The 12,664-nt window shown below is 64.1% G+C and carries 14 protein-coding genes; 13 read left to right on the top strand and 1 reads right to left on the bottom strand.

Features of this window, described 5'->3' with window-relative positions; all coding sequences use genetic code 11:
- The first annotated feature begins 291 nt into the window (after positions 1-291).
- The 11 genes from murJ to I2H38_RS07090 all read left to right on the top strand — a co-directional run bounded on the left by murJ (position 292) and on the right by I2H38_RS07090 (position 9,276).
- Entirely contained in the window at positions 292-1,815 is a 1,524-nt protein-coding gene (murJ, locus tag I2H38_RS07140; protein ID WP_196271121.1) for a murein biosynthesis integral membrane protein MurJ, read from the top strand.
- A 67-nt stretch (positions 1,816-1,882) separates the two neighbouring features.
- The gene (gene trpS / locus I2H38_RS07135) at positions 1,883-2,923 is read left to right on the top strand and encodes a tryptophan--tRNA ligase (RefSeq protein ID WP_196271120.1); all 1,041 of its coding nucleotides are present in this window, start codon (positions 1,883-1,885) and stop codon (positions 2,921-2,923) included.
- A gap of 57 nt (positions 2,924-2,980) precedes the next feature.
- Positions 2,981-3,478: a universal stress protein gene (locus I2H38_RS07130; protein WP_196271119.1), complete on the top strand. Its 498-nt coding sequence runs from the start codon at positions 2,981-2,983 to the stop codon at positions 3,476-3,478.
- Positions 3,479-3,840: 362 nt separating this feature from the next.
- A complete protein-coding gene (locus I2H38_RS07125; protein ID WP_196271118.1) occupies positions 3,841-4,401 on the top strand; it encodes a NifU family protein in 561 nt (186 codons plus the stop codon).
- A gap of 170 nt (positions 4,402-4,571) precedes the next feature.
- Positions 4,572-5,159, top strand: coding sequence for a malonic semialdehyde reductase (locus tag I2H38_RS07120; RefSeq protein ID WP_196271117.1), 588 nt, complete (start codon positions 4,572-4,574; stop codon positions 5,157-5,159).
- Between the two features lie 88 nt (positions 5,160-5,247).
- The gene (tsaB, locus tag I2H38_RS07115) at positions 5,248-5,931 is read left to right on the top strand and encodes a tRNA (adenosine(37)-N6)-threonylcarbamoyltransferase complex dimerization subunit type 1 TsaB (RefSeq protein WP_196271116.1); all 684 of its coding nucleotides are present in this window, start codon (positions 5,248-5,250) and stop codon (positions 5,929-5,931) included.
- Positions 5,928-6,413, top strand: coding sequence for a GNAT family N-acetyltransferase (locus I2H38_RS07110; RefSeq protein ID WP_196271115.1), 486 nt, complete (start codon positions 5,928-5,930; stop codon positions 6,411-6,413). The genes tsaB and I2H38_RS07110 overlap by 4 nt, the downstream gene beginning before the upstream one ends.
- Positions 6,414-6,528: 115 nt before the next feature.
- Positions 6,529-6,960, top strand: a complete 432-nt coding sequence (locus tag I2H38_RS07105; RefSeq protein WP_407664045.1) for a Fur family transcriptional regulator — start codon at positions 6,529-6,531, stop codon at positions 6,958-6,960.
- Positions 6,957-7,724: a lysophospholipid acyltransferase family protein gene (locus I2H38_RS07100; protein ID WP_196271114.1), complete on the top strand. Its 768-nt coding sequence runs from the start codon at positions 6,957-6,959 to the stop codon at positions 7,722-7,724. The genes I2H38_RS07105 and I2H38_RS07100 overlap by 4 nt, the downstream gene beginning before the upstream one ends.
- Before the next feature lie 95 nt (positions 7,725-7,819).
- Entirely contained in the window at positions 7,820-8,623 is an 804-nt protein-coding gene (locus I2H38_RS07095; RefSeq protein ID WP_196271113.1) for a glutathione S-transferase family protein, read from the top strand.
- A 95-nt stretch (positions 8,624-8,718) separates the two neighbouring features.
- Positions 8,719-9,276, top strand: a complete 558-nt coding sequence (locus I2H38_RS07090) for a GrpB family protein (RefSeq protein ID WP_229426575.1) — start codon at positions 8,719-8,721, stop codon at positions 9,274-9,276.
- A 22-nt stretch (positions 9,277-9,298) separates the two neighbouring features.
- Here I2H38_RS07090 and I2H38_RS07085 read toward each other — a convergent pair whose 3' ends face one another.
- Positions 9,299-9,622 (bottom strand): DUF930 domain-containing protein, encoded by a 324-nt coding sequence (locus I2H38_RS07085; protein WP_196271112.1) that lies wholly within the window; start codon positions 9,620-9,622, stop codon positions 9,299-9,301.
- Between the two features lie 583 nt (positions 9,623-10,205).
- Here I2H38_RS07085 and miaB point away from each other — a divergent pair.
- Both miaB and I2H38_RS07075 read left to right on the top strand, forming a co-directional pair.
- Positions 10,206-11,564: a tRNA (N6-isopentenyl adenosine(37)-C2)-methylthiotransferase MiaB gene (gene miaB / locus I2H38_RS07080; protein ID WP_196271111.1), complete on the top strand. Its 1,359-nt coding sequence runs from the start codon at positions 10,206-10,208 to the stop codon at positions 11,562-11,564.
- 19 nt (positions 11,565-11,583) lie between these two features.
- Positions 11,584-12,660, top strand: coding sequence for a PhoH family protein (locus I2H38_RS07075; RefSeq protein WP_196271110.1), 1,077 nt, complete (start codon positions 11,584-11,586; stop codon positions 12,658-12,660).
- Positions 12,661-12,664 lie beyond the last annotated feature (4 nt).

Raw genomic sequence — 12,664 nt, 5'->3', positions numbered from 1 at the left:
CCTCAGCTGCGCTCCGCCCGAATCTGGCAAGCGCGACCGTTCACCCTCCCCCTTGCGGGGAGGGGTGGGGGTGGGGGTGGTTCGACCGGGTGAGCGATTGAGCGTTTGAGTGATCCAAACACCGTATTCACCGGGGCGCTCCGGTGTCGGGCTATGCGCTCCGACTTTTCGACCCCCACCCCTAACCCCTCCCCACAAGGGGGAGGGAAGAAACCAGAGATCGCCGAGCTGACCTCCAAAACATCGCGATCCCTTAGACAATTCTGCTGGAAAGGCTTATCGCGAAGGAGCATGTCGCTCATCCGCTCCTCCCTTCTCGTCGGGCTCGGCGCCGTCGCGTCGCGGGTCTTGGGCTTTGTCCGGGACATCCTGTTCGCGCAGGCGCTCGGCGCGGGACCGGTCGCGGATGCTTTTCTTGCCGCCTTCCGCCTGCCGAATCTGGTCCGCCGCATCGCCGCCGAGGGCGGGCTCAACCCGGCGCTGATCCCCGCGCTGAGCCGTCTCGAACCGGATGAATCGGCGAGGGTCGCGGGCGATGTCATCACCGTCTTCGCCTTGGGGCTCATCGCCCTGACAGGCCTCGTCGAGGTGGCAGCGGGACTCATCGCCTTCGTGCTCGCGCCCGGCCTTCAGGGCGATGAGGGGACATTGGCCCTCGTCGCGCTTTATACGCGCCTTAGCTTTCCCATGGTGGTTTGCGTCACTCTCGCCTCCGTCGGCGCGGCTCTGCTGAACATCAGGGGTCGCTTCACCGCGACGGCTCTGGCCCCGCTCGCCGTCAATCTCGGTCTGATCGCGGCAATCATCGCCCTGGAGAACGCCGACACCCTGCCTATCGAGCGCAAAGCGATCTGGCTTGCCGTCGCCTCCAGTCTCTCCGGCTTCGTCCAGCTCGTGCTGGTCGCCATAGCTCTCTGGCGCAGCGACGGACGCATGATGCGGTTTCGCCTGCCGCATTGGTCGCCAACCCTGAAAAGCCTGCTGCTCGCAGGCGTTCCCGCCCTTGTGGCGAGCGGCGCGGCGCAGCTTTTCATTCTGGTCGGCACGCAGATCGCCTCGTTCTGGCCGTCAGGCGTGTCCTGGCTCTATTACGCCGACCGGGTCGTGCAATTGCCCGTCGGTCTGATGGCGGCGCTGGGCTCGAGCGTGCTCTTGCCCGAACTTGCCCTCCGGCATCGGACGGGCGAAGCGAACGGCATCATCGCCGCGCAGAACCGGGCGCTCGAAATCGCCCTGCTCCTGGCGCTCCCGGCCTGCGTCGCCCTCGGCATTCTGGCGGAACCGGTCGCCTCCGTGCTGTTCGCGCGCGGGGCCTTCACGGCGTCCGATGCGCAAGGCACCGCCCTCGTCCTCATGGGTCTGAGCCTCGGCCTGCCCTTCGCAACGCTCGGCAAGGTCTTGAGCCAGACCCTGTTCGCGCGCGGCTCCTTGCGCGGAACGCTGCTTGCCACCGGCATCGGGATCCTCGTCACCATCGGTGCGGCCCTGCCCCTGGGGGCGGCGTTCGACATGACCGGCATCGCCATCGGCATCAGCCTCGGCTGCCTCGCCCACGCCGCAGCGCTCAGCGTCCTTCTCAAGCGATTCGGCCTTTGGGCGATCGATCGGGCGCTGGTGACAAAGCTTGTCCAGATCGTTGCCGCCACCCTCGTCATGAGCCTCGGTCTCGTGACCGCGACGGCGCTCATCCCGCCCTCCGGCCCCCTGACGCTCGCCGGCCTCTGCCTCGGTGGATTGGCGCTTTACGCCGCCGCCGCTGTCCTGACCGGCGCGGTGAAGCGGGGCGATCTGGCCCTGCTGGCGAAAAAACCTTAAGACCGCTTGCATCGCGGCCGGGCCCTGTCATAACCCCGCCGCGACAAGCGTGGGAGTTTTGAAGACGATGGCGAAGTTCAAGGAGCTCGTGTTCTCGGGCGTTCAGCCGACCGGGAATCTCCATCTCGGCAACTATCTCGGAGCCATCAAGCGTTTCGTGACCATGCAGGACACGCACGACTGCATCTATTGCGTCGTCGACATGCACGCGATCACCGTGCCGCAGAACCCCAAGGATCTGACCCGCCAGATCCGCGAGGTCACCGCCGCGTTCCTGGCCGCCGGCATCGACCCCACGCGCCATATCGTCTTCAACCAGTCGCAGGTTTCCGAACACGCCGAACTCGCCTGGGTTTTCAACTGCGTCGCCCGTCTCGGCTGGCTGAACCGCATGACCCAGTTCAAGGACAAGGCCGGCAAAGACCGGGAGAACGCGTCCGTCGGCCTCTACGCCTATCCGAACCTGATGGCGGCCGACATCCTTGTCTATCGCGCCACCCATGTGCCGGTGGGCGAGGACCAGAAGCAGCATCTCGAACTGACCCGCGACGTCGCGCAGAAATTCAACAACGATTGGGCCGAATCGATTGCCGAGCAGGGTTTCGGCGATGCCTTCTTCCCGCTCACCGAGCCGCTGATTCAAGGCCCCGCGACCCGGGTCATGTCGCTGCGCGATGGTTCGAAGAAGATGTCGAAATCGGACCCGTCCGACTATTCGCGCATCAACCTGACCGACGACGCCGACACCATCGCCCAGAAGGTGCGCAAGGCGAAAACCGATCCCGAGCCGCTGCCGAGCGAGGTCGAGGGCCTGAAGTCCCGGCCCGAGGCCGAAAATCTCGTTGCGATCTACGCCGCGCTCACCGACACCACGGCTGAAGACGTGCTGCGCCAGCATGGCGGCTCGCAATTCTCCGGCTTCAAGGCCGCCCTCGTGGACGTGGCGGTGGCCAAACTCGCCCCCATCGCCGACGAGATGCGCCGCCTCATGGCCGATCCCGGCCATATCGACGCAGTCCTGGCGGACGGCTCGGCCCGCGCCCGGGTCATCGCCTGCGAGACCATGAATGCGGTCAAGGACATCGTCGGCTTCGTTCGCGCGCGCTGACTTGCTCCCGGCGCAAGAGCAGGGCAGCATCGCTTTCTCGATGCAGGAGACCGTGCTGTGAGCGGCAAGCGCCGATCGTATGAGACCGGCCACCGGCCCAAGTTCCTGGTGGTGATCGACAAGACGCCGGAATGTGCCCGCGCCATCCATTTCGCCTCGCGGCGCGCGGCGCGGACAGGCGCGAGCATGATCATGCTCGCCATCGTCGACCCGCCCGACAATTTCGAGTGGATCGGCGTCGGCGAAGCCATGGTGGAAGAAGCCAGCGTCGCGGCAAAAAAAAGCCTCGATGCGGCGGCCCGCGAAGCCCGCAACGCTGCGGGCGTGGAGCCTGAACAAGTGATTCGCGTGGGCAACCGCGCCGAGGCGATCACCACGCTCATCAATGAGGACGAGGACATCTCCTTCCTCGTGCTGGCGGCGGGAACGAGCAAGGACGGCCCCGGCCCCCTGGTCTCGACGCTCGCCGGAAAAGCCTCCTCCACCTTCCCGGTCCCGATCGTCATCGTGCCCGGCTCCCTGAGCGACGAAGAAATCGACGCGTTGGCGGGGTGAACGGGAGCCTTCGCCGTCATTCCGGGGCGCCGCAGGCGAGCCCGGAACCCATAAACACCGGCGGTTTAGTAAAAGACGCAACGGATGTCGCTGCGGGCGATCCCGCGCCGTTGGCGGTTACGGGTTCCGGGCCCCGCTTTCGCGGCCCCGGAATGACACCATCAGGAATCACCGCCCGGTCGAACCGCCCCCACCCTCAATCCCTCCGCGCAAGGGAGGAGGGAAGTTGCCCCACTGAAGTTGCCCCGCTCTTGGAATCCCTCAAAGTCCGATCCACATTGGCTCCGGAACCTGTTAGAACAATTCCAAGACGATCTTTCTGACCCACTCGCCGGCCTTGAACCGGCGCTGAGGAAAAAACGATGTTCATTCAGACTGAAGCGACCCCCAATCCCGCCACCTTGAAGTTCCTGCCCGGCCGCGTCGTGATGCCGGAGGGTACCTTTGAGGCGCGCAATGCCGAGAATGCAGGCGTCTCGCCGCTGGCCGGACGGCTGTTCGCCATTCCGGGCGTGACCGGCGTGTTTTTCGGCTACGATTTCATCACCGTCACGAAGGCCGATGGCGAGTGGCAGCACCTGAAGCCCGCGATCCTCGGCGGGATCATGGAGCATTTCATGACCGGCGCGCCCCTCTTCACGAACGCCGACGCGGCGATCCAGGAGGACGGCGAAGAGTTCTTCGACGAAGCGGATGCCTCGACCGTCGCCACCATCAAGGAACTGCTCGAAACCCGTATCCGCCCGGCGGTCGCGGGCGACGGCGGCGACATCACCTTCCGGGGTTTCAAGGACGGCATCGTCTATCTCGTCATGAAGGGCGCCTGCTCCGGCTGCCCGTCCTCGACGGCGACGTTGCGCAACGGCATCCAGAACCTGCTGCGCCAATTCCTGCCGGATGTGCGCGAAGTGCAGGCTGTTTGAGGCAGCGCCCCGGACGGGAGAGCATGATCAGAACAAGTGGAAACCGGTTGTTCGCCCGGATCATGCGGAAATTAGAAATCTTGAGCTTGATCAGGTTTCAAAGTGACATGATCAAGCTCTAGAATCACCGGCGCGGTCTTTTGGGCCGCGCTTTTTTCTTGGAGGCTTCCGTGTCCGCCCTGTCCGACGACGCCCTCGATCAGCTCTTTCGCAACGCCCGCACCTTCCGCTGGTGGCAGGACAAGCCGGTCAGCGCGGAGTCCTTACGCGCGGTGGCCGAACTCGCCAAGCTTGGGCCGACCAGCGCCAATTCCACGCCGGCCCGCTTCGTCTTCGTGGTCTCGCCCGAGGCGAAGGAGAAGCTGCGGCCGCATCTGGATGAGGGCAATGTGCGCCAGACCATGAGCGCGCCCGCCACCGCCATCGTGGCCTACGACACGGAATTCTACGAAAAACTCCCCTACCTCAATCCGCATTCGGATGCGCGAAGCTGGTTTGCCGGCAAGCCCGCCGCCATCGAGGAAGGCGCGTTCCGCAACTCGTCCATTCAAGGCGGGTATCTGATCCTCGCCGCGCGCGCGCTCGGGCTCGATTGCGGGCCGATGTCGGGCTTCAATCGCGAGGGTGTGGACGGGGCGTTCTTTCCCGACGGCAAGATCAAATCGAACTTTCTCGTCAATCTCGGCTACGGACTGCGGGAAAAGCTGCATCCCCGCCAGCCGCGTCTGGCGTTTGAGGATTTCTGCACGATCGCCTGAGAAGGGCCGCGCGGGCATGTCATTGCAAAACCGGTTCCCACCGGTCCGGATCTTGTTCTAAAGAGACAGGATCAGACGGAGACGAAGTTTGCGCGTCCTTGCCATCGATACCGCCCTCGGCGCCTGCTCGGCCTGCATCTTCCAGGCGGGTGAGGCTGAGCCGCTGGCCAGCGAATCCATCGCCATGGAGCGCGGCCACGCGGAGGCCCTGTTGCCGCTGCTCGACCGGCTGTCCTCGCACGTGGAGGGCGGGTTCGACAGCCTCGACCGGGTCGCGGTGACGGTCGGACCGGGCAGCTATACCGGCCTTCGGGTCGGCATCTCCGCCGCGCGCGGCATCGGACTGGCGCTGGGAATCCCGGTGATCGGGGTCGCGACGCTCTCGGCCTTTCTCGCTCCCCTCATGGCGGGCAACCAGCGTGGCCTGTTCACCGCCGCCATCGATGCCAAGCACGGGCACATCTATATCCAGGCCATCGCATTTGGCGGACGCACCATCATTCCGCCGGGCCTGATGAACTACCGCGACGCCCTGCGCCTTCTCGGCTCCGGCCCGCTCCTGGTCACGGGATCGGCGGCGACCGCGCTTGCCGCGGAGGCCCGCGCCCAGGGAATCGAGGCCATCATCGGCGAATCGACCCTTGCGCCCGACATCGCCTGGGTCGCGCGCCTCGGCGCTATCGCCGATCCGGCCCAGGCCCTGCCGAAACCGCTCTACCTGCGCGATCCCGACGCCAAGCCGCAGGACGGAGCGCGAATCGCCCGCCGATGAGCTTCCTCGACCGGATCTTCCGGCCCCCCAGCGCCCGCATCGAGGCGGTCGGGACCGAGACTGCCGCTCAGCTCGCGGCGATCCACGCCTCCGCTTTCGCGCGGGCCTGGAGCCCGCTTGAATTCGAGCGCCTGCTCGGCGAACGCGGCGTCATCGGCGATGGGCTGTTTCTCGGACGCGAGACCCGGCCCGTGGGTTTTGCCCTGTCGCGAATCGTGCTCGACGAAGCGGAGATCCTCACCATCGCCATCCGAAAGGAGGCGCGCGGACGCGGCCATGCCCGTCCGCTCCTGAAGCAGCACCTGGAGGGGCTCTCCCGTAAGGGCGTGGCCAAGGTTCATCTCGAGGTCGAGGAGGGCAATGCCCCGGCGCTCGCCCTCTATCGCCGCCTCGGCTTCAAGGAGATCGGGCGCCGCCCGGCCTATTATCTCAAGCCCGACGGAACGCGGGTGGCGGCGGTCACGATGGCGTTGGACTTGTGACTTCACGGCCGGGCGAAAAGTCCGAATGAGCGGGGTATATAGCCCCAGCCCCGTTGGTCCCCTATAAGCATCCGCAAGGAGTGGGTCAGCCTTGGCTTTACGCAACACCACATCGATCAGACCGCGCCGGTCGGACGCCATCGAGCGCGCCTGCCGCGAGAAGGGCTTGCGCATGACCGGCCAGCGCCGGGTCATCGCGCGCATTCTCGACGCCGCGGCCGACCACCCCGACGTGGTGGAGCTGCACCGCCGCGCGGCGGCGGTGGACGAGCGCATCTCGCTCTCGACCGTCTATCGGACCGTGAAGCTTCTGGAGACGCAAGGCATCATCGAGCGGCTCGATTTCCGCGACGGCCGCTCGCGCTACGAGCAGGCGGCGCGCGAGCACCACGACCACCTGATCAATCTCGAAACCGGCGCCGTGATCGAGTTCCAATCGGACGAGATCGAGGCCCTGCAGACAGAGATCGCCCGGCGGCTCGGCTACAAGGTCGTCTATCACCGGCTTGAGCTTTACGCGGTGCCGATTCCGAAGGACGACACGTGAGGCGGATCGGCGTTGGACTGAAACTCTTCGTCCTGGCCCTCTGCAGCCTCCTCCTGATCCCGCTCCAGATGGTGGCGATGCGGTTCGGCTGGCAGGTCATGCACGTCGCGCCGATGTGGTTTCACCGGATCTTTCTGCGCCTCTTCAGCCTGCGCGTCGTCGAAAAGGGCACGCCGCCCGGGGACGATGCGACGCTGGTTCTCGCCAATCACGTCTCCTGGCTCGACATTCCGGTCATCGGCTCGGTTCATCCGCTCTCCTTCATCGCCAAGTCGGAGGTCGAGACATGGCCCGTCATCGGGCTGTTCGCGAAGCTGCAACGCTCGGTCTTCATCGACCGCCAGCGCAAGAAGGCGACGGCGGAAGTCCGCCACGCGCTCGCCCATCGTCTGGTGAAGGGCGAGGTGATGGTCTTGTTCGCGGAAGGCACGACGGGGGATGGCAACCGGCTCCTGCCCTTCCGCTCCTCCCTCGTCGGTGCGGCCCAGACGGCGTTGATGGATGACAGCATCGAGCGCGTCTATCTCCAGCCGCTCGCCATTTCCTACACCCGCCGCAACGGCCTGCCGGTGACCCGGCGCGAGCGCCCGGCCATCGCCTGGTATGGCGACATGGAACTCGCGCCCCATCTCGGCTTGTTCTTCCGCGACGGTCCCATCGACGCGGTGGTGACCTGGGGCGAGCCGGTTCCCTTCAACGGCAACCGCAAGCAGGCGACGGCGGAAGCCGAAGCGGCCATCCGCAAGGCGGTCAAAACTTCCTAAGCGACATTCATTCTCAAGGATTCCGGCGCCTTCGCTTTACAGGTCCGCTCCTTGCGGTTGAATGGATTTTTCGACCGATTGCCCAGGAGAGAACGATGCGAGCGAAGCCGATCGTCTACCACATTCCGGTGTGCCCATTCTGTCAGCGGATCGAAATTCTGCTGAATCTCAAGGGGCATCCCGATGCCGTGGAATTCCGCGTCGTCGACATTACCAAGCCGAGAGATCCCGAATTGCTGCAAAAGACGCGCGGGACAACGGCACTTCCCGTTCTGGAGACCGCGGATGGACGCATTCTGAAGGAAAGTCTCGTCATCCTGCAATATCTCGACGAAACGGTCCCGGGCGTTCAACAGCGCCGCGCCGATCCCTTCCAACATGCGGTCGAAAGGATGCTCATCGCCAAGGAGGGGCCCTTAATCTCCGCAGGCTATGCGTTCGTCATGAACCAGGACCGCGATGCACTCCACTCTCACCAGGAGAGACTTCTGCGGTCGTTCTCACAGATCGATGATTTCCTGCGCGAACACAGCCCCCAGGGTGATTTTCTGTTTTCGGATTTCGGGCTCGCCGAAGCGGTTTTCACGCCGATCTTCATGCGCTTCTGGTTCCTTGAGTATTACGAGGGCTTCGACCTGCCGGCGAACGGTGAATTCGAGAGGGTTCGACGTTGGCGACAGGCGTGTCTGGCGCATCCCGCGGCCCAGCAGACATCGCGCGAAGAGATTCTGAAGCTCTACTACGACTATGCTCTCGGAGCGGGGAACGGCGCTCTGCTGCCGGGGCGGACGAGGTCGAGCTTCGTTTTCGAACCGCACTGGAAGACCCGTCCATGGCCCCCGGCCGATAAGTACGGTCAACCGGCAAGCGATGAAGCCCTGGGATTGTTGGCTGGATAGGGGACGTCCGCCAACGTCCGAAACGATGTCATTCGGGTCGCCTCCGCCGACTTCCGCTCTGCACCCGTTCCGATCTTCGCGCCAGCTCTTGCTGCATGAGGACAATTACGAAGGTCATCAGATTGCCACCGCCCTTCAAAGTCGAGTTGTTCCCGCATGATCCTCGCTGGTCCGAGCGCGCCGGAGCAGAAGGCGACGCGCTCGCGGCCATTCTCGGATCGACTTTGCTGACCGTCCACCATGTCGGTTCGACAGCCATTCCCGGCATATCCGCCAAACCGATCTTGGATCTCCTGCCTGTGGTCACGAACTTGTCGGAACTGGACAGGCGCAAGAGCGCGATCGAGGCTCTTGGTTACGAGTGGTGGGGCGAGTACGGATTGCCAGGGCGGCGCTACTGCACGAAGGTCGACCTCGATACCGGGCGCAGGCTGGTCCAGCTTCATTGCTATGTGGACGGATCCTCGGAAATCGAGCGCCATCTCGCCTTTCGCGATTATCTGCGCGAGCGACCGGAGATTGCGCGCGCCTACGATGAGGAGAAGGCGCGTTGCCAAAGCCTTCACCCCGACGACTCGCACGCCTACAGTGATTGTAAGGACGCATGGATCAAGAAGATCGAGGCAGAAGCGATGGCGCGCTATCGATCCTGAGGCGCTCGCGTTCCAGCGCCTTCTAATAGATCGCCGGAAGATTGTGCGCCTCCCAAAGCTTTTTCGGAATCGTTTCACCGACCAGGAACTCGAAGGCCTGCACCGTTTGTCGGTCAGCCTTGAGCTGGCAGGTGAATTTCAAATTGTACCATTGCTGGTGGCTACGAAACGCGGCTCCCTCGGCCAGGACCGTGTTCTTGCCGATTTTCACATCCGCCATGGCGTAAGCAACGACGCGGTCGGGCTGAAACTGCGTGAACGCGGCCACGATCTGCGCAATGGCCTCAAGGCCGCAGAGTTGCTCCATGCGTGTTTCTTCCTCGAGGAGCGGAAGCGTCGTCCTCATGGCTCGGCTCCCTGGATGGGAGAGGACATCGCCGGATAGAATTTTCGTTGCGCGGATCGTTCCCGGATTCTGGGATTTCGGCTCGACGGGAGGCGGCTCAGGCGTCGAGAAAACAGGATCCGCGCCGCTCCGGAGGGCCGTTGCGATCCCAGGCTCGGATTGCGGTGGTCGCTCGTCCGCACCCTGAGGCCTTTCGGGGGCGAGAAACTCGTCCCATTGCTCGGGCGTCCAGATTTCAACGAGGACGCTCTCATCGAGCGGCGCGGGGGACCGCTTCAAGCTGAATGGAACAAGAAAGGCCGACGCCGCCAAGAGATGAAGAACCAGCGAGACCGGAAGGCCCCGTACCGCCGCATCGGAGGTTTTCGAAAGGAACCGGGCTTTTTTCGTTCCACGGGCTCCTCGTGGTGCCGGTCCGGAAGAAAATCCTTATTTCGGTGCATCTTGGCAGGAATGCGGCGCCCCCATCGGGGTCGCCGTGCAATGCCGCGACAGGCCAGCTATTCTCTTGAGGCCGCAAAAGGCGTAAACAACGCTCATTCTTCGCCCGCCACGGGTATTTCAAGCAACAGGCTCGTTCAGCGTGAAAAAAGTCTTCGTCAAATCCTACGGTTGCCAGATGAACGTCTATGATGCCGAGCGCATGACGGACCTTCTCGCGACAGAAGGGTACAGCGAAACCAAGGCAATGGAGGAGGCGGATCTCGTCATCCTCAACACCTGCCACATCCGCGAGAAGGCCGCCGACAAGGTCTATTCCGAACTCGGTCGTGTGCGCGAATTGAAGGAGGAGCGCGAGGCGCAAGGCCGCGAGACCAAAATCGTGGTCGCGGGCTGTGTCGCCCAGGCCGAGGGCAAGGAAATCCTGCGCCGGCAAACCGCCGTGGACGTGGTCGTCGGCCCGCAGAACTATCACCACCTGCCCGACCTGTTGAAGCGCTCGAAAGCGGAACGCCTCGTCGACACCGAATTCCCGATCGAGGACAAGTTCGATCACCTGCCCGCGTTGCAGAAAAGCCGGATTCAGAGCCGGGGCGTGACCGCCTTCCTGACCATCCAGGAAGGTTGCGACAAGTTCTGCACCTTCTGCGTGGTGCCCTATACCCGCGGCGCGGAAGTCTCCCGCCCGGTCGCCAGGATTCTCGACGAGGCGATGCGGCTGGCGGATGCGGGCGTGCGCGAGTTGACCCTCATCGGCCAGAACGTCAACGCCTATCATGGCGAAGGCCCCGACGGGTCTTCGTGGACGCTGGGACGCCTGCTGCGGCGTCTCGCGGAGGTACCGGGGATCGCGCGGTTGCGCTACATGACCAGTCATCCGCGTGACATGGATGATGAGCTCATCTTGGCCCATGGCGATCTGCCCGCGCTCATGCCTTACCTGCACTTGCCCGTGCAATCCGGCTCCGACCGGATTCTCGACGCCATGAACCGTAAGCATACGAGCGACGAATATCGCCGGCTGATCGAGCGGATCCGCAAAAGACAGCCCGATCTCGCCCTCTCCTCCGATTTCATCGTCGGTTTTCCCGGCGAGACGGACGCGGAATTCGAGGAGACCATGCGGCTGGTGGCCGATGTGGGCTTCGCGATGTCGTTCACGTTCAAATACAGCCCGCGCCCCGGCACCCCCGCGGCCGAGCTCGCGACGCAAGTGTCCGAAGAGGTGAAGTCGATGCGTCTGGCACGGTTGCAAAACCTGTTGGAAACCCAAAGACAGGCTTTCAATCACGGAACCGTCGGTCAGACTCTGGACGTTCTCTTGGAGAAGCCGGGCCGTCACCCGGGCCAGATCGCAGGCAAGTCGCCCTATCTGCAACCGGTGCAGTTCGAGAGCGATGCGCACCAGATCGGCGAGATCGTGACGGTGCGAATCGTCAGGGCAGGCTCCAACAGCCTGTTCGCGGAGTTGATCGGGACCGGTGACAAAGTCGCCGCCTAAACAACATGAGGAGAGGCATTTGAGGCCAGCGGACAACGTGACCGCACGAGCGCAAAAGGGCCGGAGCCCCGCAAGCTTACATCCAGGCGTCGAGGAAGAGGCCGAGATCATCCTCACCTTCGACGACAATCGCCTCGCCAGCCTTGTTTTCGGGCAATACGATCAGAACCTCGCCCATCTCGAGCGACGCTTGAGCGTCACCGCCATCGCCAACGGCAACCGGGTGACCGTCAAGGGTACGCCGGAAGCATCCGAACTCGCCCGCAGGGTGCTGGAGGGGCTCTATGAGCGCGCCCGCCAGGGCGTGACGCTGGCTCCCGGCGACGTGGATGGGGCGATTCAGGAAAGCAACCTGCAGGGCAGTCTCTTTCCCACCGCCGAGGCCGCCATTCCGGGCCTGACCGCCTTCGACCAGATCGCGACCCGCAAACGCGGCCCGGTGCGCGCCCGCAACGCGGCGCAGAACGCTTATATCAAGGCGCTCAAGCAGCACGAGCTGGTCTTCGCGGAAGGTCCCGCCGGCACCGGCAAGACCTGGCTTGCGGTCGGCTATGCCGTCTCGCTTCTGGAGCAGGGACAGGCGGATCGCCTGATTCTCTCGCGCCCCGCCGTCGAAGCCGGCGAACGGCTCGGCTTCCTGCCCGGCGACATGCGCGAAAAGGTCGATCCCTATCTGCGGCCGATCTACGACGCCCTCTATGATTTCATGGAGGCGCGGCACGTGGACCGGGGCCTTCAGACCGGCATGATCGAAATCGCGCCGCTCGCCTTCATGCGCGGGCGGACCCTTACCAACGCGGTCGTGCTGCTCGACGAGGCGCAGAACACCACATCGATGCAGATGAAAATGTTTCTGACCCGTCTCGGCGAAGGGTCGCGCATGATCATCAACGGCGACCCGACCCAGATCGACCTGCCTCCGGGCCAGAAATCCGGGCTGATCGAGGCCGTGCGGATTCTCGACGGAGTCGAGGGCATCGCTCGCGTCACCTTCAAGGAACAGGACGTGGTGCGCCACGATCTGGTGCGCCGCATTGTGACGGCCTATGACGCAGCCGGCCGGCAGGAGCCGTCGCAACAGGACCGAAGGACGTGATCGA

Origin of the sequence: Microvirga alba (assembly GCF_015694465.1) — a bacterium.
GTDB classification, from domain to species: Bacteria; Pseudomonadota; Alphaproteobacteria; order Rhizobiales; family Beijerinckiaceae; genus Microvirga; species Microvirga alba.
Note: the sequence above shows the minus strand (reverse complement) of the source record. Positions and strands in the feature narration are given on the sequence as shown.